The 21,547-nt window shown below is 61.6% G+C and carries 17 protein-coding genes and 2 pseudogenes; 8 read left to right on the top strand and 11 right to left on the bottom strand.

Translation table 11 applies throughout. The features are described from left to right. Positions 1–17 precede the first annotated feature (17 nt). A complete protein-coding gene (locus tag SA496_RS06150) occupies positions 18–365 on the bottom strand; it encodes an ArsR/SmtB family transcription factor (RefSeq protein WP_153917850.1) in 348 nt (115 codons plus the stop codon). Positions 366–625: 260 nt separating this feature from the next. Here SA496_RS06150 and SA496_RS06155 point away from each other — a divergent pair, with 260 nt between their 5' ends. The 4 genes from SA496_RS06155 to arsJ are packed head-to-tail and all read left to right on the top strand — an operon-like array spanning position 626 to position 3,993. Next, positions 626–982 carry a metalloregulator ArsR/SmtB family transcription factor gene (locus SA496_RS06155; protein WP_120652060.1) on the top strand — a complete coding sequence of 119 codons (357 nt, stop codon included), beginning with the start codon at positions 626–628 and terminating at the stop codon, positions 980–982. 11 nt (positions 983–993) lie between these two features. Then, complete coding sequence (gene arsH / locus SA496_RS06160; RefSeq protein WP_153917852.1) at positions 994–1,710, top strand: arsenical resistance protein ArsH; 717 nt, start codon at positions 994–996, stop codon at positions 1,708–1,710. Between the two features lie 26 nt (positions 1,711–1,736). Further along, positions 1,737–2,741, top strand: a complete 1,005-nt coding sequence (locus SA496_RS06165; protein ID WP_330115177.1) for an ArsJ-associated glyceraldehyde-3-phosphate dehydrogenase — start codon at positions 1,737–1,739, stop codon at positions 2,739–2,741. A gap of 19 nt (positions 2,742–2,760) precedes the next feature. Further along, complete coding sequence (gene arsJ / locus SA496_RS06170; protein WP_120652054.1) at positions 2,761–3,993, top strand: organoarsenical effux MFS transporter ArsJ; 1,233 nt, start codon at positions 2,761–2,763, stop codon at positions 3,991–3,993. 18 nt (positions 3,994–4,011) lie between these two features. Here arsJ and SA496_RS06175 read toward each other — a convergent pair whose 3' ends face one another. Then, positions 4,012–4,581, bottom strand: coding sequence for a hypothetical protein (locus tag SA496_RS06175; RefSeq protein WP_330115178.1), 570 nt, complete (start codon positions 4,579–4,581; stop codon positions 4,012–4,014). Between the two features lie 364 nt (positions 4,582–4,945). Continuing rightward, positions 4,946–5,389, bottom strand: a complete 444-nt coding sequence (locus tag SA496_RS29105) for an REP-associated tyrosine transposase (RefSeq protein WP_442965090.1) — start codon at positions 5,387–5,389, stop codon at positions 4,946–4,948. Between SA496_RS29105 and SA496_RS06185 the strand changes: the two are divergent. Further along, positions 5,297–5,632, top strand: a pseudogene (locus SA496_RS06185) (efflux RND transporter permease subunit); the annotation flags it as partial. The gene SA496_RS29105 and the pseudogene SA496_RS06185 overlap by 93 nt on opposite strands. A 492-nt stretch (positions 5,633–6,124) precedes the next feature. On the opposite strand, the gene SA496_RS06190 reads toward SA496_RS06185, so the two are convergent. The 4 genes and pseudogenes from SA496_RS06190 to SA496_RS06205 form a co-directional block, all read right to left on the bottom strand. Beyond that, positions 6,125–6,844 carry a PA1136 family autoinducer-binding transcriptional regulator gene (locus SA496_RS06190; protein ID WP_330115179.1) on the bottom strand — a complete coding sequence of 240 codons (720 nt, stop codon included), beginning with the start codon at positions 6,842–6,844 and terminating at the stop codon, positions 6,125–6,127. Beyond that, the gene (hchA, locus tag SA496_RS06195; RefSeq protein ID WP_120652051.1) at positions 6,841–7,719 is read right to left on the bottom strand and encodes a glyoxalase III HchA; all 879 of its coding nucleotides are present in this window, start codon (positions 7,717–7,719) and stop codon (positions 6,841–6,843) included. Before hchA ends, SA496_RS06190 begins: the two co-directional genes overlap by 4 nt. 441 nt (positions 7,720–8,160) lie before the next feature. Further along, positions 8,161–9,520: pseudogene (locus SA496_RS06200) on the bottom strand (transposase). Positions 9,521–9,698: 178 nt separating this feature from the next. Next, complete coding sequence (locus tag SA496_RS06205) at positions 9,699–10,472, bottom strand: alpha/beta hydrolase (protein WP_120652049.1); 774 nt, start codon at positions 10,470–10,472, stop codon at positions 9,699–9,701. An 86-nt stretch (positions 10,473–10,558) separates the two neighbouring features. Between SA496_RS06205 and SA496_RS06210 the strand changes: the two genes are divergently transcribed. After that, on the top strand, positions 10,559–11,998 hold the full coding sequence (locus SA496_RS06210) for an HD domain-containing phosphohydrolase (protein WP_330115180.1): 1,440 nt from the start codon (positions 10,559–10,561) through the stop codon (positions 11,996–11,998). 13 nt (positions 11,999–12,011) lie between these two features. Here SA496_RS06210 and SA496_RS06215 read toward each other — a convergent pair whose 3' ends face one another. Continuing rightward, positions 12,012–12,908, bottom strand: a complete 897-nt coding sequence (locus SA496_RS06215; protein ID WP_120652045.1) for a LysR family transcriptional regulator — start codon at positions 12,906–12,908, stop codon at positions 12,012–12,014. A 118-nt stretch (positions 12,909–13,026) separates the two neighbouring features. Between SA496_RS06215 and SA496_RS06220 the strand changes: the two genes are divergently transcribed. Beyond that, complete coding sequence (locus tag SA496_RS06220) at positions 13,027–13,800, top strand: SDR family oxidoreductase (protein WP_120652043.1); 774 nt, start codon at positions 13,027–13,029, stop codon at positions 13,798–13,800. A 480-nt stretch (positions 13,801–14,280) separates the two neighbouring features. On the opposite strand, the gene SA496_RS06225 is transcribed toward SA496_RS06220, so the two are convergent. Then, positions 14,281–14,913, bottom strand: a complete 633-nt coding sequence (locus SA496_RS06225) for a helix-turn-helix domain-containing protein (protein WP_330114363.1) — start codon at positions 14,911–14,913, stop codon at positions 14,281–14,283. A 161-nt stretch (positions 14,914–15,074) separates the two neighbouring features. On the opposite strand from SA496_RS06225, the gene SA496_RS06230 reads away from it, so the two are divergent. Then, positions 15,075–16,445, top strand: coding sequence for an IS1182 family transposase (locus SA496_RS06230; RefSeq protein ID WP_330114362.1), 1,371 nt, complete (start codon positions 15,075–15,077; stop codon positions 16,443–16,445). Positions 16,446–16,908: 463 nt separating this feature from the next. Here SA496_RS06230 and SA496_RS06235 read toward each other — a convergent pair whose 3' ends face one another. Beyond that, the gene (locus SA496_RS06235) at positions 16,909–18,156 is read right to left on the bottom strand and encodes a ribonucleotide-diphosphate reductase subunit beta (protein WP_028628950.1); all 1,248 of its coding nucleotides are present in this window, start codon (positions 18,154–18,156) and stop codon (positions 16,909–16,911) included. A gap of 346 nt (positions 18,157–18,502) precedes the next feature. Continuing rightward, positions 18,503–21,394, bottom strand: coding sequence for a ribonucleoside-diphosphate reductase subunit alpha (locus SA496_RS06240; RefSeq protein WP_120652041.1), 2,892 nt, complete (start codon positions 21,392–21,394; stop codon positions 18,503–18,505). Positions 21,395–21,547: the final 153 nt, after the last annotated feature.

A 21,547-nucleotide genomic window follows, 5' to 3' on the forward strand; every position in this document is an offset into this window, starting at 1 on the left:
GATGCAAATAGAAAGGCCTACGATCCACCAGGGCAGCACAGCGACGTAATGCCTCGGGTGTGTTGGAGGATGGTTTCCAGGCGAGTGACGATGGCCGGGCCGTCTACCTCGTAGAACACCTGCCGTCCGGCCTTAGTCGCCCGTACGATATTTGCGTCCAGAAGTACCTGGAGATGGCGGGATACCACCGAGCGTTCCTGGGGAAGGTCAGCGGCGATCTCGCTGACGTCTGCGCGGCCAAGTTGCATCACGCGCTTGAGCACGGCCACCCTGGAAGGTTCGCAGAGGGCTTTGAAGAAGGCGCCATCCAGCGACTCGATGGCTGCTTCGATGGCATGGGAGCGGGTGATAGTGGGCGTTTGCATGCCGAGAATATATGTGCACAACCATGCACATGTAAAGCTGTGACAGCTCATGAGAAGTGCGCATGGCTCCCACGCATTCCGTCCTGTAAGTCTTTACCGAATATTCGAAAAATCATATATTCGAAAAAACATATATGAACAGGGTATGGCCATGAGATCCAGGACCCGCGTGCTGTTCATCTGTGTCGCTAACGCCGCCCGTGAAATCAACGAACGCATCAAGGTGTTCGTTCTGGTGAAAACCAAACGTTGAGAGCGCCATGACCGACCATCTGACCCCGACCACCGTTTTCAAATGCCTTGCCGACGAGACCCGAGTGCGCGTGATGCTGCTCATTACCCGCGAGGAAGAACTGTGTGTCTGCGAACTCACCTGTGCCCTGGATGAGAGCCAACCGAAGATTTCTCGTCACCTGGCCCAGCTCCGCACCTGTGGGTTGCTGGCGGATCGCCGCCAGGGCCAGTGGGTGTACTACCGCCTTCATCCCAATTTGCCCGATTGGGTGCATCGCGTGCTTACCACGGTGCTGGACGCCAACAGGCAATGGCTCAGCCCTGACTCGGAGCGCCTGGAAGGCATGGGCGACCGCCCCGAACGCGTTGCTGCTTGTTGCTGAGGATTAGATCCATGACCGACGACCACATACCGAACCTCGATGCCGACCTGGTTGACCTGCCGACCCTGGACAAGCTAGGCAGCACGCTGTCGGCCACACATAAGCCGCGCATCCTGCTGCTCTACGGATCGACCCGCGAGCGCTCCTTCAGTCGCCTGTTGACGGAGGAGGCCGCGCGCCTGCTCCAGCACTTCGGCGCCGAGACACGCATCTTCGACCCGTCCGGGCTGCCGCTGCCCGATGACGTGCCGGACAGCCACCCCAAGGTGCAGGAGTTGCGTGAACTCGTGCTCTGGTCGGAGGGGCAGGTGTGGTGCTCGCCAGAGCGCCACGGTTCGATGAGCGCGGTGTTCAAGGCACAGATCGACTGGATTCCGCTGGCCATGGGCGCGGTGCGTCCGACCCAGGGCAAGACCCTGGCGGTGATGCAGGTCTGCGGCGGCTCGCAGTCGTTCAACGTGGTAAACCAGCTGCGCGTGCTGGGTCGCTGGATGCGCATGTTCACCATCCCCAACCAGTCCTCGGTGCCCAAGGCCTACCTGGAGTTCGATGAGGCGGGGAGGATGAAGCCGTCCTCTTTCTACGACCGTGTGGTGGACGTCATGGAGGAGCTGGTGAAGTTCACCCTCTTGCTGCGTGAGCGCTCGGACTACCTGGTCGACCGCTACTCCGAGCGCAAGGAGTCGGCTGAAGAGCTGTCCAAACGCGTCAACCAACGTTCCATCTGATCCAGCATTCATACGAGAGCACGAGCATGAGCATCAAAGTCGGTATCAACGGTTTCGGTCGTATCGGTCGCCTGGCGCTGCGGGCGGCCTGGGACTGGCCGGAGTTTGAGTTCGTCCGCATCAATGACGTTGCGGGCGACGCCGCCACCCATGCCCATTTGATCAACTTCGACTCGGTACATGGTCGCTGGCAGCGCGAAGCCAGCGCCGAGGGCGACGGTGTGATGATCGACGGCAAGCGCATCCAGGTCACTGCCAACAAGGCCATCTCCGACACCGATTGGTCCGACTGCGATCTGGTGATCGAGGCCAGTGGCAAGATGAAGACCGTCGCAGTGCTCCAGGCTTACCTGGATCAGGGCGTGAAGCGCGTAGTAGTGTGCGCGCCGGTGAAGGAGCAAGGCGCGCTGAATGTGGTCATGGGTGTCAACCAGCATCTGTTCGACCCGGCGCAGCATCGCATCGTCACCGCCGCGTCCTGCACCACCAACTGCCTGGCCCCGGTGGTCAAGGTGATCCACGGGAACCTCGGTATCCGTCACGGCTCGATCACCACCATCCACGATCTGACCAACACCCAGAGCATTCTCGACCAGCCACACAAGGATCTGCGCCGCGCCCGTGCTTCGGGGATGAGCCTGATCCCCACCACGACGGGTTCGGCCACCGCCATCGCTGAAATCTTCCCCGAGCTGCGTGGTCGCCTGAATGGTCACGCCGTACGCGTACCGCTGGCCAACGCATCCTTGACCGATTGCGTGTTCGAAGTGGAGCGAGCGACTTCGGTGGGGGAGGTCAACCAACTGCTCAAGGCGGCTGCCGAGCATGAGCTGAAGGGCATCCTCGGCTACGAGGAACGTCCGCTGGTGTCCATCGATTACCGCACCGACCCGCGTTCCTCGATCATCGACGCGCTATCGACCATGGTGGTCAACGGCACCCAGGTGAAGCTCTATGCCTGGTATGACAACGAATGGGGCTACGCCAACCGGGCCGTTGAACTGGCGAAGTTGGTTGGTCTGGCAGGTTAAGAGGGAGCAAACGGCGATCATGAAGGTGCTGTCAGGCCTCTCCACTGAAGTCCGCCAGTACCTGCTGGTGACCGGCAACTACTGGGCATTCACCCTCACCGATGGCGCGCTGCGCATGTTGGTGGTGCTGCACTTCCACACGCTGGGCTACACGCCACTCCAGATCGCCGCGCTGTTCTTGTTCTACGAGATCTTCGGCGTCATCACCAACCTGGTGGGTGGCTACCTGGGTGCCCGCCTGGGCCTTAACCGCACCATGAACATCGGCCTCGGCATGCAGGTCATCGCGCTGCTGATGCTCGCGGTGCCGCCGGCCTGGCTCACCATCCCCTGGGTGATGGGCGCCCAGGCGTTGTCGGGTATTGCCAAGGACCTCAACAAGATGAGCGCCAAGAGCACGATCAGGCTCCTGGTGCCGGACAGCCAGCAGGGCACGTTGTACAGGTGGGTGGCGATCCTCACCGGCTCGAAGAATGCCCTGAAGGGCGTGGGGTTCTTCCTTGGCGGGGCGCTGTTGGCCCTGTTGGGGTTCGCGGGGGCGGTACTGGCCATGGCGACGGTGCTGGCGCTGATCTGGCTCGGTAGCCTGGTCATGCTGAAAAGGGACCTGGGCAAGGCCAAGGCCAAGCCGAAGTTTCGCGACATCCTCTCCAAGAGCCGGGCGATCAACATTCTCTCGGCCGCGCGGCTGTTCCTGTTCGGTGCCCGCGATGTCTGGTTCGTGGTGGCACTGCCGGTCTACCTGAGTACGGTATTCGGCTGGGACTTCTGGCTGGTCGGTGGCTTCCTTGCCGCCTGGATCATCGGCTATGGCATCGTCCAGTCCCTCGCCCCGGCGATCACTGGCAAGCAGCATGGTCATGTGCCGGATGGCCGCGCTGCCTTTGTCTGGGCCAGCATGCTGGCAGCGATGCCGGCAGCCATCGCCATCGGCCTTTCGGCAGGCTGGTCAGCGCAGCCGGTGCTGCTTGGCGGCCTGATGCTGTTTGGGGTGCTGTTCGCGGTGAACTCCTCGCTGCACAGCTATCTGATCGTCTCCTACGCCAAGGAGGATGGTGTGTCGCTGGACGTGGGCTTCTACTACATGTCCAACGCCCTCGGTCGTTTGCTGGGCACGCTGCTTTCCGGCTGGATCTTCCAGGCCTATGGGCTGGAGGCCTGTCTGTGGGTATCTACAGCCTTTGTGCTGCTGGCTGCCCTGATTTCCATCGGCCTGCCCAGGCATGCTGAGGTCATGGATCCATCAGCCTGAGGAGTTCTTGGCGTCGCATTAGGGGGGCGACGCCGATTGAATGCCTCGCCAGTCGCTTCGATTAGCGGAAAGTGTGGTCTGTTTCGGAACTGGTGGGCAGGTAGTCAAAGAGTGATGGAGTGCCGTTGTTCCGGCAGGCATCTCCGGTCTCTGCGAGCAGTCCGCTCCTGCCCCTGGATCACTTCGCGATAGGGTCGCTGGGCGTGGAAGCGTTCCTCTTCCCGCAGGCGAGGAATCACCTCGCGGGTGAGCCATTGGCGGATGCAGCGATTCTTCCCGGTGGTAGTAGAGGATCAGCACGGTGTACACGCCGGACTCGCTGACCAGCAACTCCGGCTCGAAGTCGCCATGGCTGTTGCGCATCCAGACGCGCTGCAATTGATCTTCATCCAGGTTGCGAGACACCCGCTCGGGCAACGGCGCGTGGTTGATCAGTCGGGCCAGATCGCTAGCGGAAAACCAGGGTTCTTCATCCAGCAGCACGGCTCGTAGCTGGCGCTTGTGACGGATGAAGGTGGCGGGCAGGAGGACTTCGGCGTCCGGGGGAGGGGCGGGGTGAAACTGGGGAAACTCGGGAAACTCGGGCATATCCATTACCTCTGTGTGAGCAGCTTTCTTAAGGCTGTTGGCGTCGGGAGTTAAGAAACCCACACAGAGGCCGGGCGTATTCCCCTTACGGGTCTTGTATTAGCCCACTCCCGACAGAGCAGAGGTTTTGTGCGGGTGCGAGTATGCCGCGAGCACAAAAAAGCCGCTGAGCTTTCGGGAGCGGTTGGTCCGCTGTGTGAGTAAGCGTTTCTTAGGCGCCGGGGACAGAGGCTATGGGCAGGGTGGGGAAGCGGCAATGCAGTTGGGGTGTGGGATTTGGCTGAGTGGAGTTGGAGAAGTGTGACCCTGCAAGGGTGGATGACGCTCTTTTCATCCACCAATGCGCCGGGCTTCATCCACCCGTTCACTCCCTCCAACGCCCGCCCTCGGCGTCCGATTCATGCCCTGCCCAATCCGCCGGATAAATCCCGTCTTTCACCGCGCGATCGAAACTCGAAAACGGCCAATCCTGCGCATGCCGCACATGGCCATGCTTCACCGGGTTGAAGTGGATGCAATCGAAGTGCCGTTGGTCATTGAGGTCGTCGCGGATCAGGTGTTCCCAATAGCGCCGCTGCCAGATGCCGCGTTCCCCACGCTTTTGTTGGGTATCGGTGCGAGGTTCGGCGTTGGTCAGGCGTTTGGGGAAGGCGAACTTGATGGCTTTCCAGCGTTCGGCATAGGCCCGATCGCCGGGAGGTAAGTGAATCGCCCTGGGGGGATGATCATGCGTAACTCGGTGATTCTGATCGACCAGGTGCAGATCGAGATTTCGCAGGGCCGTGACCCGTGGAATGCGGTGCTGGATGCTGCCATCTGCCGGGCCCGCCCGGTGATGCTGACGGCGCTGGCTACCGTGCTGGCAATGATCCCGCTGACGCGCAGCGTGTTCTGGGGGCCGATGGCGATTGCGATCATGGGCGGCCTCACCGTGGCGACATTGCTGACAATCTTCTTTGTCCCAGCGCTGTATGCCGCCTGGTTCAAAGTGCGCCGCCATGCGGGTGCCGGTGACCAGCAGATGACGGCCGATGCTGCGCTCAATTCCTGAGTGACGGCGCGGCGGCATTACGCCTCAACCTCCGCGACACAGGCTGATCGGGTGTGATCAGCCTGTGTCGCCTCGAGGCCGGGGCTTGGCCGTGACATTGCTGAGTTGCGTTCGACTGGCAGCCAGCCAATTGCGGATTCCACCGATGGATGCAACGGATTGGCTAAAGCATTCAGCGGGGCTTTGCGTCGACCAATTGAATCCACAGCCGAAAGCTGCCAGTCCCGAATGTCAGCTACCGGCCGATTCTGTTGAAAAAGTGGGTGTCGTCCAGGCTCGCTCACGCAAAGCCGAATATCGCACGATTGACGTGTCGCTACGCAAAAACTGGGGCAGTTCAGTGCCGGAATTGGCTCAGATTTCAACGTAAGGAGCCTACTTTCTCGGGCAAAAATTAAGGTTGGACTTTTCCAACAGAATTGGCCAAAAGCGGACATGGCATAAGGCAGGCTGCTCCGGTTATCAGCGCACACGCGCTCATCCTAGCCCCTCCTAGCCCTCCAGATCACCGTTGCGTATGGCAAAGCTGATGGCCTGGGCCGTTGTTGCAACGCCAAGACGGCGACGCGCCGAACGCAAATGGTTTTCCACCGTACGCTCCGACAGACCGAGCGTTGCGGCAATATCCGCCTGACGTTTTCCTGCAGCAATCCACGCTAGGACTTCGCGCTCACGCTCGGAAAGTTTTCTGTATACCTCGCCCACTGGCGACTCCAGCAACCGGCGAGCGGAGAAAAACGCAGCCGTGGCCAAGATGCTCAGCGCTAGGCGAACTCGATGAGTCGCATCCACCCGCTCTCCGCCAAGGCTCATGGCACCTTCAAGCCCCAGTGGACCGAATACAGGTATTTGCAACCCATGAATGCCGGGGCCCACCGGAGTGCGAACCACCCGGTAAAGCTCGCCGCCGTTGCCCTTCACCTTGCTCCAGTAAAAGGGCTCACGGGCCTCAAGGATATGGCGCGTTACCGGACAACGCCGGACATAGGTCTGTGCGTCGACCGTAGCCTGGTCATCGAACCAGTTACCCTCGACCCAGTAGATGCGTTCGACCACTTCGTCTCGTGCCGATGTAGCGGAAAACAGGACGAAGCGGTCGTAACCAAACGGCATGGCAGAGGCGCGGACTGACTCCTGGATCACCGAAAGCGTTTGAGCACTCTCGATCGCAAGGGCGGCTCGAAATGCCGCCTCGGCCATGTCCTGAGTCACCCCGCTGCGACCTCTTTCAGCAACGCGGCGGCCGCCAGCTTACCCAGAGCGTTGCCCGCGAGCGGGCTGTCGCCGGTGAGCAGCTTCCGGTCCTGGTGTGTTGCACCCGAGATGTCCTGGTTGATGATCTCAAGACCCAGCGCCTTCAGTTCCTCCCCGAATTTCCAAGTCAGATGGCCGGGCATGTAACCGATGTCAGGGGTCTTCGCGTCCAGATCATCGGGAAACGCGCAGATCTTGTAGCCGTTGTAGATGCAGGTGTCCCGGCTTTCACCGATGCCTGCTGCGAGCAGAGCCGCAGGGCCATGACAAAGGGAGATCACGAACTTGTCGTTTGCCGAAGCCCATTGAAGGACCTTTTTCACATCTTCGCTCCTGGGCAGACCGATCAAGGCCCCGTGTCCGCCAGGAATGAACACGCCGATATAGTCGGAGTCTTCGCCCAGCTTCTGCTCGATCACATCAGCCAGTTTGAGCGGGGTCTTGAACTGGTCGCGATACTTGGCGTACTGCCCTTTCACCTCGGCGTCTTCGGAGGGCATGGCCCAGAACTCGAATTTGACCGGGTTTCCGGACAGGGTCGCGATGTCGAAGGCAAACCCGGCTTTATCCATATGGTACATGGGCAGCAATGTCTCTACGGGGTGGTTTCCCGTCGAAAACTGGGTGCCGTTGTCCGTCAGCAAATAGCGCTCATCGGCCCCGATCATCAAGACCTTCCAACGACCTCCGCGATAGGGGGTCGGATAGTCGGCTCCACTGAGGTCGGATTTGGATGACGTGAACTGGCTGAGAGAGTACGGCGAAGGGAAAAAAGCATTGTCCTCGGCCGGGTCAGGGGTCGGGCGCTTGTCGTCAGTCGGTACGGTAGTCATGATTCTTCTCCGTCGATCGGGTCGATTACCGAGAGCAATGCTAGAAAGGTGCAACACCGCCAGACAATGAGGGATTTCCCTCAACGCCTACGCTGAGCACGCGAGGCGGATGCCAATCTGAAGTTCAATCAGTAAGACTAGTCGCTCAGCCTAAAGTCCTTCAGGCTGATAGGTCTCTCGATGACGTGAAGGCTAGGCCTCCCCAAACAGTCGGGGGCAGACCGCGACAATGAGGCTGCTGAGGGGCAATTGCTTCCGCTGCTGAGAGGCAGCTCCCGGCCGATTCTGTTGAAAAAGGCGGTTCTGCGGCAGCCAGCCGGCGAGGTGTGCCAGCGTTCGAAGTGGCTACCAGCCACTCCAAGTTGCCTTTCGGCGTTTCACTGAGCCACCGGGCTCAGGTTTGCGGGTTAATTCGAGGGTTTCTGCTCGCAGTAGGCGTACCTATCCCGTGAGCGGTGGCCCTTGAGGCAAAAGCTTTGCCATGCGTCGCAGGTTTTGCACCGTCGCGGCCAAGGTGAACTCGTCAGTCGCACCCGTCAGGCCACGCAGCCGTATGTGGTCGAGTTTCATGATCCGTTTGAGGTGGGCAAAGAGCATCTCCACCTTCTTGCGCTCGCAGCGGGAGCGGAGTTATTCCGGCGTCTTGGCGATGCGTCGCGCTACGTCGCGGGCAGCTTCATGGATGCTGCGCACGACCTTGCGGATCAGCGTATTGGGACAGCACTTGGCTTTCAGTGGGCAGGTGGCGCAGTCGGCTCGGCTGGAGTGGTAGATGATGGTGTTGGCCTTGGTCACCCGCGATCTCTGTTGGGTGAAGGTGCGCCATTCACTGCGTAGCGGTTTGCCGGTTGGGCAGCGGTATTCATTGGCCTCCTGATTCCAGTGAAAGTCGTTGCTGGAGAGGCTGTCGTCCTTGCGCTCGGTCTTGTCCCACACCGGCACATGCGGCTTGATGTCCTTCTCTTCGACCATCCAGGCCAGCATCGGGACAGTGCCATAGGCGGTATCACCGATGAGCCGTTCCGGTGTGAGGTCGAACTGCGCTTCGACGCGTTCCACCATTGTTTTGGTCGACTCTACTTCAGCGGTGCGATGCGCTGGGGTCGCTTCCACATCCAGGATCACGCCGTGCGCGGTGTCGATGGTGGCGTAGGCAAAGAAGGTTGGGCCGCCTGGCGCGGCGGTCCACCGCGCCTGCGGATCGGTGAGCGAAATCTTCTTGGGCAGGGCCTCGGCCAGCGCATCCTCATCGAGGGCTTCGAGGTACTCGCGCACGGCGCGGGTGCTGAGCGCCGGATCGCGCCAATCGACCTCATCGCCCGGCACCCCGCGTTGCCGGCTGGCATCCGCCTTGATGATGCTGGCGTCGACGGCGAAGCCTTCACCTTTGACCAGCCCAGCGGCCATTCAGCGCCGGAGCACCCCATTGAACAACCAGCGGAACAGGCCGCTGTCACGGAAGCGGCCGTGACGATTCTTCGAGAAGGTCGAGTGATTGGGCACTTCGTCCTCCAGGCCCAGCCGGCAGAACCAGCGGTAGGCCAGGTTCAGATGCACCTCTTCGCATAGCCGCCGCTCGGAACGGATGCCGTAGCAGTAGTCGACCACCAGCATGCGCACCATCAACTCCGGATCAATCGACGGTCGCCCAATGGGGCTGTAGAAATCCGCCAGGTGGGCGCAGGTCACTGAGATCCAGGCACTGGTCGATGCTGCGCAGGAGGTGTTGGGGCGGGAGGTGCTCTTCCAAGTTGAACGAGTAGAACAGGCGCTGCTGTCCTCCCGGTAACTGTCCCATCATGCTGCCTGCCCCCACGCTCACTGAGCGCGTGATTTTGCCGGCGGCATGGGGCGGCAGCTACTTTTTCAACAGAATCGGCCAGAAGCGGACTCAGGCAATGCGTCGATGATTCGACTATCCGCAACCTTTCCCGCTCAGCTCCCAAGTGCTACGGAGTGCAGTGCGTCACCCGCGCCGATCACTGATGGCCCACGCTTTCCACCGCCTTGAGAATCACCGCGGCGACGTCGGCCGGTTGCGATTGCTGCGGCACATGGCTGCTGTGCAACTCGGTCAGCTGGGCGCCGATGCGCTTGGCGGACGAGCGCTGGACATCCGGGTGAATCATGCGATCTTCGCTGGCCAGTACGTACCAGGACGGCTTGGTCCTCCATGCTGCAACGGTGGTTTTGTCCTCGAATGCGGACGCACGAATCGGCCCTTGAGTCGCAGTCATCACGGCCGTCTGTTCAGCCGGTAGGTCTTGGGCGAAGTCTTTGGCCATGCCTTCCGGCGTCAGGTAGAGAAACCCGTTGGCATCGGGCTTGATCTGGCTGATGCCTGGCGGGGTCGGTGCGCCTTTGCCTTGTTCGCCACTGATCTGCCCGGCGTCGGGTGCGAACGCGGCGACGTAGACCAGCGCGCTGACGTTCTGCTGGTTGCCCGCTTCACTGATCACGGTGCCGCCCCACGAGTGGCCGACCAGCACCACTTTGCCTGGCTGGTTGCGTAGTGCGCGTTGGGTGGCGGCGACGTCATCGGCGAGGGAGGTGAGCGGGTTCTGCACGACGGTCACCGCAACGCCTTTGGCCTGTAGTAGCGGAACCACTTTGGCCCAGTCCGAACCATCGGCGAATGCGCCATGTACGATCACCACGGAAGGCAGGGTACTCTCGGCGTGGCTGACGCCTGCACTGAAGGTGGTAGCCAGGGCGAGGGCGACGGTAGCGAGTTGAGCGTTGATTGTTTTCATCGGGATGACTCCTGTGTAGGGAGCTCCAGTTTGCTGACGGGCCTGCACGGCGGGTATCGGTCATTTATCCGAGCCAGGGAGTTTTCATGGATAGCACGCATCGATACGACATTTCCTTAGGCGCGGCACTGGCGGCCATCGCCCAGGTCGGTGATCTCAGCATGGGCCAACCGCTGGGACACTCCCTACGCGTGGCTCGCCTGGCCAGGCAGCTGGCGCAAGCGAGACAGGCAGGCGCCGAGCAGATGAGGGTGGTGGAGCAGGTGGCCTTGCTGCGCTGGTCGGGCTGCACGGCCAATGCCGACGGGTTTGCCCGCCTGCTTGGCGACGATGTGGACGGCCGCCGCGCCATGCTGGACGGCACGTTGAGCGCCGCCGACATGAACGCCGTGCACAAAGCGGCGCCGCTTGCCGTGGTGCACTGCGAAGTGGCCGGCGAAATTGCCAGAACGCTGGAACTGGGCGACGCAGTGGAGACCGCGCTGTGCCGGGTATTCGAAACCTTCGATGGCAGCGGCCGGCCACTGGGGTTGACCCATGAGCACATCCCAGAGGCGGCCTACCAGGTGGTGCTCGCCGGGGATCTGGACATTCTCAGCCGCGCCCATGGGGTGGAGGCGGCGTTGAAGTGGATCCATGAGCAGGCTGACCGGCGCTACCCAGCCGCCCTCGCGGCGTTGCTGGTGAACAATGCGAAGGGCTGGTTGGCCGGGTTGGACGCCACCGCTGACACTCAGGGCGTCTCGGACAGCGAACGCCCCGTTTGCCTGAGCCTGGTGGGTGATGTGATCGATTTGAAGCTGCCGTGGCTGGCGGGGCATTCGCGGCAGGTGGCCCATATCGCCGTAGAGGCCGCTCGCTTGTGGGGCGTGGCCGAGTCCAGACGGGCGGAAATCGGTAAGGCCGCGCTTATCCATGGACTGGGCCGGGCCGCCGTTTCCAACCACGTGTGGAACACCGCCGGGCCGCTGCCCTACGGCGCTGCGGAGCGTGTGCACTTGGTGCCGTACTGGACGCACAAAGCGACTCGGTCGATCCGCGAACTGAGCGCGCCGGGCGAGATCGCTTCCTATGTTTACGAACGCCTCGACGGCAGCGGCTACTACCGAGGCACAGCGGCGGAGGCACTGTGCGCCGAGAACCGCTTGCTGGCCACTGCCGTCGCTTGGGTAGCGTTGCGCGGTACCAGGCCTTGGCGTGTCGCGCACAGCGAAGCCGATGCTGCCAGGCTGCTTAAACAGGAGGCCAGTCGCGGCGTCTTCGACGGTGAAATCTGCGATGCGGTGATCGCCGCCGCCCGTGGCGAACGCACCCTCACCCAGCCCAAGAACCCGCTGCTCACCCCACGTGAATGCCGCATCCTTCTGGAGATCAGTCAGGGCGCCAGCAACAAGGAAGTTGCGCGCAATCTGGCCATCAGCCCAAGTACCGTGCGCACGCACATGGAAAGCATCTTTCGCAAACTGGGGTGTTCCACCCGGGCGGCGGCGACGCTGAAAGGACTGACGCTGGGTTTGATTGCCTGATACCCATCGCGGACTAAACGCCCGCACGGGCCAGGGCAATGAAGGCCTTGAGCGCGGCCGACGGGTTGCGGCGGTTGGCGTAGTACAGGCACAGGGCGTCGCGCGGCGGGGTCCAGGCTTGCAGCACCCGTTCGAACTGACCCGTTTCGATTTCTTCCATGACGTCCTGCTCCATGAAAAAACCGAGCCCGATACCTGCCTGCACCACGGCCTTGGCCACGCCAGGTTCGTCCAGGGTGAGCGGGCCGCGCACATCCAGGCGGATAACCTCGCCATCGCGCTCGAACTGCCACGGGAAAATCGCCCCGTTGGGTAAACGGATACGCAAGCACGGATGCTGGAGCAGGTCTGTTGGGGTGAGCGGCCGGCCATGGGCGGCAAAGTAGGCGGGTGTGCCCACCACCGCGTAGCGTTGCGGTTGACCCAAGGCGATGACGATCATGTCGCTGGGCACCAGATTCGTCGCCCGCACGCCGAGGTCAAACCCATCGGCAACGATGTCGACAAGGCGCCCCTCTGTGACCAGGTCGACGTGTACCTGTGGATAGCGTCGCAAGAACTCCAGCACCAGTGGCAGCAGCGCAGCGCGGGCGGCGCTGGCGAACGCATTGATACGCAGCACACCCGACGGCCCGGCGTTGTGCGAGCGCACCGCGTCCAGCCCGGCACGCACATCCCGCAAGGCCGGCCCCACCTGTTCGATGAACATCTCGCCCGCTTCGGTCAGCGACACGCTGCGTGTGGTGCGATTGAAAAAGCGCGTTTCCAGGCTCGCTTCCAGCTTGGCGATGGTGTGGCTCAATGCCGTGGTTGAAATTCCGAGGTCGATGGCCGCCTGGCGAAACGACGCCCGGCGTGCAACGGCCATGACCGCTTCCAGTTCGTTGAGGCTGACGCGCGGGTCCGACATGGGATTGTCCTGAATTTTGGGATTACTCGTTAACCGTTGTCCCAGTTGAGCAAACAATTTATGGCGCGCCAACATTGCTCTCGTTCAATCCAACAACCCAAGCGAGAGGAGACAGGCCATGAACCTTGATCTGAGCGGCAAACGAATTCTGGTTACCGGTGGCACCAAAGGCGTTGGCAGCGCTGTTGTAAAACTGTTGCTGGAAGAGGGTGCCCAGGTGCTGACCTCGGCACGGCAAGCCACCGAGGACACGCCGCAGGCGGTGTTTTTCGCCGCGGACCTGACAACCGCGCAAGGTTGTGAGGCGTTGGCGGCGGCTGTCCGGGAGCGCCTGGGTGGCGTGGATATCATCGTGCACGTGCTGGGCGGCTCCACCGCTCCCGGCGGCGGGTTTGCCGCATTGGGCGAGGATGAGTGGCAGAACGAACTGAGCCTGAATCTGCTTCCGGCCGTGCGCCTGGATCGTGCGCTGCTGCCGGACATGCTGCAGCGCAAAGCCGGCGTGATCATCCACGTGACGTCCATCCAGAGCCGCCTGCCGTTGCCCGAAGCGACCACGGCCTATGCGGCGGCCAAGGCGGCACTTTCCACCTACAGCAAAAGCCTGTCCAAAGAAGTGTCGCCACAAGGCGTACGGGTGGTTCGGGTGTCGCCTGGCTGGGTCGAAACCGAAGCATCGGTGGCCTTGGCCGAGCGCCTGGCGCAGAACGCGGGCACTGACTATGAAGGGGGTAAGCAGATTGTCATGGACGCATTGGGCGGCATACCTCTGGGCCGACCGGCCAAGCCACTCGAGGTGGCCGAACTGATTGCCTTCCTGGCTTCGCCGCGCTCGGCGTCGATCACAGGCAGCGAGTTCGTGATTGATGGCGGCACGGTGCCGACGGTTTGAGTCGCCGGCAGCCATTCACTTGGGTGGGGCCACATTCATAGCTGAAATGTGTGGCATGTCGCCGAAGGGTTTTCCCTGCCTCAGCGCGCTGGGCCGCAAGCGTTGATCGGTTTGCTGGTGGTGGCGTTCAGCAAGATTAGCCAGGCCATGGAGCAGAAGCAGTAGCCTCCAAGCCCGCATGTTCCGGTCAGTGTTCTTCACTGCACCGCACGTCCTTCGAAGTGATCATCAACGCTTGCTGCGCCGTTGATGACGATCAGGCTCCGCGAGGAATGTCTGATCGCCGTCAGGTCAGAACTTGGCGCGCGGTGTTATCGATACCGCTCGTGGGTGACCCAAGATATTGCAGCCCTGGAAGGCAGCTATTGGCCGATTCTGTTGAAAAACTCGAACCCGAGCAGCGTTGCTCTGCGCTTGCCTTGATGCTGGCCTGATCCGCTGACTCGGATTGATCTGCGCCAACAGACGAGCCGAATCAGGTCATTCGATGGAGCCATGAAGGGCCCAGATGTATCCGAATGGATCAACCAGGACGCCAAGTTCCATTCCGTCTTCGGATTGATGCGTGAGTTGGTCACCTAACCTTTGAGATGCCCCGAGCTGAATCGCCCGGTTCATGACGCCACGGACATCGTCGACCAGAACCGGGATCAGAGTGCTAACACCGCCCAGTCGCCCGGGGCTGTTTGCCCAGCCGTGCCGAGGAGTTGTTTCGACTCGGGGATTGACCGAGATGACGCGGAAAACGCCGTTGCCTATTCGAATATCGACCGACGGAGGACGAGACGGCTCGATAGAAGTCCAACGCTGAAGAACCTCCGCACCGAATCCATTAACGTAGAAGTCTAGGGCTGCTACTGAATTGGGGACGAAGATGCATAGGCCTACCCAATGTCCTTGAGTTGCTGGTGCACTCGCTGCGATCAGGTCACTTGGAGTCAGATCGAACGCAGAGGCCAGGGCCATTTTCGATTCGGTGGAGCAGACTCCACTGCGCTCTATACGTTGAATGGTGCGAACACTGAGGCCTGAAATGGCGGCCAATTCATCCTGCGACCAAAATCGCTGCTGACGAAGCTGCTTGACCCTGGCTGTGTCGAATGTTGGTTGCATCCCTGACCTCCTTGTTATTCGGTGCCGAAAGGATCGCATAAGACTCTCGTCGAGAGGACGTCAGGCACACGACAGGGGCAATAGCCCGGCGGCCATGGATTTGGCTTCCCTCTCAATCCGCAGGCAGAATCGGCGAGTCGGTGGACATTAGGGCAGGCAGCATGATGGGGCAGTTACCGGGTGGGCAGCAGCGCCTGTTCTACTCGTTCAATCTGGAAGAGCACGTCCCGCCCCAACACCTCCTGCGCAGCATCGACCGGTGCCTGGACCTCAGCGATCTGCGCGTCCACTTGGCTGACTTCTACAGCCCCATTGGGCGACCGTCGATTGATCCGGAGTTGATGGTGCGCATGCTGGTGGTCGGCTACTGCTACGGCATCCGTTCCGAGCGGCGGCTATGCGAAGAGGTGCATCTGAACCTGGCCTACCGCTGGTTCTGCCGGCTGGGCCTGGAAGACGAAGTGCCCAATCACTCGACCTTCTCGAAGAATCGTCACGGCCGCTTCCGTGACAGCGGCCTGTTCCGCTGGTTGTTCAATGAGGTGCTCCGGCGCTGCATGGCCGCTGGGCTGGTCAAAGGTGAAGGCTTCGCCGTCGACGCCAGCATCATCAAGGCGGATGCCAGCCGGCAACGCGGGGTGGCGGGCGATGAGGTCGATTGGCGCGATTCGGCGCTCAGCACCCGCGCCGTGCGCGAGTACCTCGAAGCCCTCGATGAGGAAGCGCTGGCCGAGGCCCTGCCCAAGAAGATTTCGCTCACCGATCCGCAGGCGCGGTGGACCGCCGCGCCAGGCGGCCCAGCCTTCTTTGCCTACGCCACCAACTACCTGATCGACACCGCGCACGGTGTGATCCTGGATGTGGAAGCCACGCCGGCGCATCGGACCGCCGAGGTCGAGTCGACCAGGACGATGGTGGAGCGCGTCGAAGCCCACTTCGACCTCACGCCGGAACGCCTCATCGGCGATACCGCCTATGGCACGGCCCCGATGCTGGCCTGGATGGTCGAGGAGAAGGACATCGAGCCGCACGTGCCGGTGTGGGACAAGACCGAGCGCAAGGACGACAGCCTCTCCAGCAACGACTTTCACTGGAGTCAAGAGGCCAATGAATACCGCTGCCCCATCGGCAAACCGCTACGCAGTGAATGGCGCACCTTCACCCAACCAAGATCGCGGGTGACCAAGGCCAACACCATCATCTACCGCTCCAGCCAAACCGACTGCGCTACCTGTCCGCTGAAAGCCAAGTGCTGCCCCAATACGCCGAATCGGAAGATCGTCCGCAGTATCCATGAGGCTGCTCGCGACGTGGCGCGACGCATCGCCAAGACGCCGGAGTACCTCCGCTCTCGCTGCGAGCGCAAGAAGGTGGAGATGCTGTTCGCCCACCTCAAACGGATCATGAAACTCGACCGTTTACGCCTGCGTGGTCTGACTGGTGCTACTGACGAATTCACCTTGGCGGCAACCGTGCAGAACCTGCGTCGCATGGCCAAGCTTTTGCCCCAAGGGCCACCGCTCACGGGATAGGTACGCCTGCTGCGAGCAGAAACCCTCGAAATAACCTTCAAACCTGAGCCGGGACGCTCAGTGAAACGCCGAAAGGCAACTTGAAGTGGCTTGCAGCCACTTCGAAAGCAGGTGCACCTGGCTGAGCAGCTGCCGCAGAACTGCCTTTTTTCAACAGAATCGGCCGAGTGCGGCCGTCCGCTATGGGTAGGACTGCTGCCTTGGTGGCTGGCTACTGTCGGCCGAAGTCGGAGCTATTCACCAATGAAAAAGGGCCGGTGAGCATTGCCCACCGGCCCTTTCTCGTACTCCTTCGACCCCAGTTCCTTTGGGGTTAATGGTCTTGACCGTACAACGAGGCCATCCTGGGATGGCCGGCGCCGCTACCCTCCCCAGGGCATCGGCTGTGCACCTTCTCGGTGCATCCGTTTCAACATTCAGTGAAAAAGTTTCAGTGTTTGTTGAAAAACTACGTGACCCGGATTCAATCCCAGCTCAGCGCGCCGCCGGTCTGGTACTCGATGACGCGCGTCTCGAAGAAGTTCTTCTCTTTCTTCAGGTCCATGATTTCGGACATCCATGGGAACGGGTTGGTCGCGCCCGGGTATTCCTCTTTCAGGCCGATCTGGGTCAGGCGGCGGTTGGCGATGAACTTGAGGTAGTCCTCCATCATCGCGGCGTTCATGCCCAGTACGCCGCGCGGCATGGTGTCGCGAGCGTATTCGATTTCCAGCTGGGTGCCCTGCAGGATCATCTGGGTGGCTTCGTCCTTCATCTGGGCATCCCACAGATGCGGGTTCTCGATCTTGATCTGGTTGATCACGTCGATGCCGAAGTTCAGGTGCATGGATTCGTCGCGCAGGATGTACTGGAACTGCTCGGCGGTGCCGGTCATCTTGTTGCGGCGGCCCATGGAGAGGATCTGGGTGAAGCCGCAGTAGAAGAAGATGCCTTCCAGTACGCAGTAGTAAGCGATCAGGTTGCGCAGGAACTGGCGGTCGGTCTCTGGGGTGCCGGTCTTGAACTCGGGGTCGGAGATCGAGCGGGTGTACTTGAGGCCCCAGGACGCCTTTTTCGCGACGCTCGGAATCTCGTGGTACATGTTGAAGATCTCGCCTTCATCCATGCCCAGCGACTCGATGCAGTACTGGTAGGCGTGGGTGTGGATCGCCTCTTCGAACGCCTGGCGCAGGATGTACTGGCGGCACTCGGGGTTGGTGATCAGGCGGTACACGGCCAGCACCAGGTTGTTGGCAACCAGGGAGTCGGCGGTGGAGAAGAAGCCGAGGTTGCGCATCACGATGCGGCGCTCGTCTTCGCTGAGGCCGTCCTTGCTCTTCCACAGGGCAATGTCGGCGTTCATGTTCACTTCCTGCGGCATCCAGTGGTTGGCGCAACCATCCAGATACTTCTGCCAGGCCCAGTCGTACTTGAAGGGTACGAGCTGGTTGAGGTCGGCGCGGGCGTTGATCATCTGCTTGTCGCCAACCTGCACGCGCGCGGCGGAGCCTTCGAGGTCGTCCAGGCCTTCCTGGATGTCGAGGGCGTCGAGGGCCTTCTTGGCGCGGGCTACGGCGTCGGAGTCGTCGGCCGATACGGCGCGGGCGTCTTCAACGGAGCCAGCGGCTTCGTCGTCGAGCTTGTCGATGTTCTTGGCTGCGGCCTGGGCAACGGCGGGGGCTGCCTTGGCTTCGGTGGGGTCTTCTTTGTCGAATTCGTCCCAGCTGAGCATTGTTCCTCTCCTGGTCTGCGGACCGGTCTATGCCGGCCTGGGTGTTTGGGTGCGTGGATGGATGCACGCGAAAGCGTTGGATCAAGGACGGGGCGGTGGATTGCCCTGGCCTGTGCACACCCGGTTTGTGGATGTGATTGTTCGAATATCTGTGCTGCCTGAGGTTTCCCTCACCCCGGCCCCTCTACCAGTGGGAGAGGGGAGGGGAATTTCACTCCCGGTCGAGCGTGGTGCTGTGCGAGTGACCGCTAGGCGCCCGGTTGGCTGGAACCCCTGAGCGTACGTATGTACGTGATGGGGGCCGGCCAGCCGGGCAACAACGCGGACGCCGCTCAGCGACGCGCGCTTATTGGCACGCTTCGCAGTCGGGGTTATCGATGGAGCACGCGCTGGGCACCGGAGCCGGAGCCGGTGCTGCAGCCGGAGCGGCTTGCAGGGTTTCGCTGCCACCCGCCGATACGGCGTTCAGCTTGCCGGTGTTGATGGTCGACTTCTCGGTGCTGGTGGCGGCCAGGGCGCGGAGGTAGTAGGTGGTTTTCAGGCCACGGTACCAAGCCATGCGGTAGGTCACGTCCAGTTTCTTGCCCGAGGCGCCGGCGATGTAGAGGTTCAGGGACTGGGCCTGATCGATCCACTTCTGACGGCGGCTGGCGGCGTCGACGATCCACTTGGTTTCGACTTCGAACGCGGTGGCGTACAGGTCTTTCAGGTCTTGCGGGATGCGCTCGATCTGCTGCACGGAACCGTCGTAGTACTTCAGGTCGTTGACCATGACCGGATCCCACAGGCCACGGGCTTTGAGGTCGTGTACCAGGTAGGGGTTGATCACGGTGAACTCGCCGGAGAGGTTCGATTTCACGTAGAGGTTCTGGTAGGTCGGCTCGATGGACTGCGATACGCCGGTGATGTTGGCGATGGTCGCGGTCGGCGCGATGGCCATGATGTTCGAGTTACGAATACCTTTCTTGACGCGTTCGCGAACCGGGGCCCAGTCGAGGGACTCGGTCAGGTCGACGTCGATGTACTTCTGGCCACGGGCCTCGATGAGGATCTGCTGGGAGTCCAGCGGCAGGATGCCCTTGGACCACAGGGAGCCGTCGAAGGTCTCGTAGGCGCCGCGCTCGTCGGCCAGGTCACAGGACGCCTGGATGGCGTAGTAGCTCACCGCTTCCATGGACTTGTCGGCGAACTCGATGGCAGCGTCGGAGCCGTAGGCGATGTGCTGCAGGTACAGGGCGTCCTGGAAGCCCATGATGCCGAGGCCAACCGGACGGTGCTTGAGGTTCGAGTTGCGAGCCTGCGGGACCGAGTAGTAGTTGATGTCGATAACGTTATCGAGCATGCGCACTGCGGTCTTGACGGTCTTCTCGAGCTTGGCGGTGTCCAGCTTGCCGTCGATGATGTGGTTGACCAGGTTGATCGAGCCCAGGTTGCAGACCGCGATCTCGTCCTTGTTGGTGTTCAGGGTGATCTCGGTGCAAAGGTTGGAGCTGTGGACCACGCCCACGTGCTGCTGCGGGCTACGCAGGTTGCACGGGTCCTTGAAGGTCAGCCACGGGTGGCCGGTCTCGAAGAGCATCGAGAGCATCTTGCGCCACAGGTCTTTGGCCTGGATGGTCTTGAACAGCTTGATCTTGCCGTACTGGGTCAGGGCTTCGTAGTACTCGTAGCGCTCTTCGAAGGCCTTGCCGGTCAGGTCGTGCAGGTCCGGTACTTCGGACGGCGAGAACAGGGTCCACTGGCCATCGTCGAACACGCGCTTCATGAACAGGTCGGGAATCCAGTTCGCGGTGTTCATGTCGTGGGTACGGCGGCGGTCGTCACCGGTGTTCTTGCGCAGCTCGATGAACTCTTCGATGTCCATGTGCCAGGTTTCGAGGTACGCGCAGACGGCGCCCTTGCGCTTGCCACCCTGGTTCACGGCTACGGCGGTGTCGTTCACGACTTTCAGGAACGGAACCACGCCCTGGGACTTGCCGTTGGTGCCCTTGATGTAGGAGCCCAGCGCACGGACCGGAGTCCAGTCGTTGCCCAGGCCACCGGCGAATTTCGACAGCATGGCGTTGTCGTGGATCGCGTTGTAGATGCCCGACAGGTCGTCCGGCACGGTGGTCAGGTAGCAGGAGGACAGCTGCGGACGCAGGGTGCCGGCGTTGAACAGGGTCGGGGTCGAGCTCATGTAGTCGAAGGACGACAGCAGGTTGTAGAACTCGATGGCGCGTTCTTCTTTCTGCTTCTCTTCGATGGCCAGGCCCATGGCCACGCGCATGAAGAAGACCTGAGGCAGTTCGAAGCGGATGCCGTCCTTGTGGATGAAATAACGGTCGTACAAGGTCTGCAGGCCGAGGTAGGTGAACTGCTGGTCGCGCTCGTGGTTGATGGCCTTGCCCAGCTTTTCCAGGTCGAAGGTCTTCAGCTGCGGGTCGAGCAGTTCGAACTCGACGCCTTTTTCCACATAGGCCGGCAGGGCCTTGGCGTAGAGGTCGGCCATCTCGTGGTGAGTGGCGCTCTCGGCAACACCGAGGAAGCCCAGCGCTTCGGCGCGCAGGGTGTCCATCAGCAGGCGGGCGGTGACGTAGGAGTAGTTCGGCTCGCGCTCTACCAGGGTACGGGCAGTCATCACCAGGGCGGTGTTGACGTCCTTCTCGGCTACGCCGTCGTAGAGGTTCTTCAGGGTTTCACGCTCGATCAGCGAGCCGTCGACTTCGGCCAGGGCTTCGCAGGCTTCGCTGATGATGGTGTTCAGGCGGCCCATGTCCAGCGGCTGCTGGCTGCCGTCGGCGCGGGTGATGCGGATGCTCGGGTGCGGCTGGGCTACGTCGCTGGAGGCGCTGCGCTTGGAGCGCTCCTGGGCGCGGGATTCGCGGTAGATCACGTAGTCGCGAGCGACTTTCTGCTCGCCGGCGCGCATCAGGGCCAGTTCGACCTGGTCCTGGATTTCCTCGATGTGGATGGTGCCACCGGAGGGCATGCGACGCTTGAAGGTCGCGGTGACCTGCTCGGTCAGGCGGGCGACGGTTTCATGGATACGCGAAGAAGCAGCGGCAGTACCGCCTTCCACGGCGAGAAACGCTTTGGTGATGGCAACGGTGATCTTGTCGTCGGTGTACGGGACGACAGTGCCGTTGCGTTTGATCACGCGCAGCTGGCCAGGCGCAGTGGCGGCCAGATCCTGGTTGGAATCTGCTGCCTGCGGCGCTGCGGCCTGCGGGTTCTCGCGAGTGGTGTCGGTCTGCATGGGGTTCTCCATGTTCTGATTTATGTAAGAGCGCCCGAGTCGCCTTCATTCCCTTTCACAACGCGATGCGCACGGCGGGACGCCGAACGCGAAACGTGGAGCTACGAGGCAGAAGGACAGGACTCAAGTGCCTTCCTGGCCCTACAAGTCAAA

This window comes from Pseudomonas sp. JS3066 (genome assembly GCF_036328175.1).
Classification (GTDB): Bacteria; Pseudomonadota; Gammaproteobacteria; order Pseudomonadales; family Pseudomonadaceae; genus Metapseudomonas.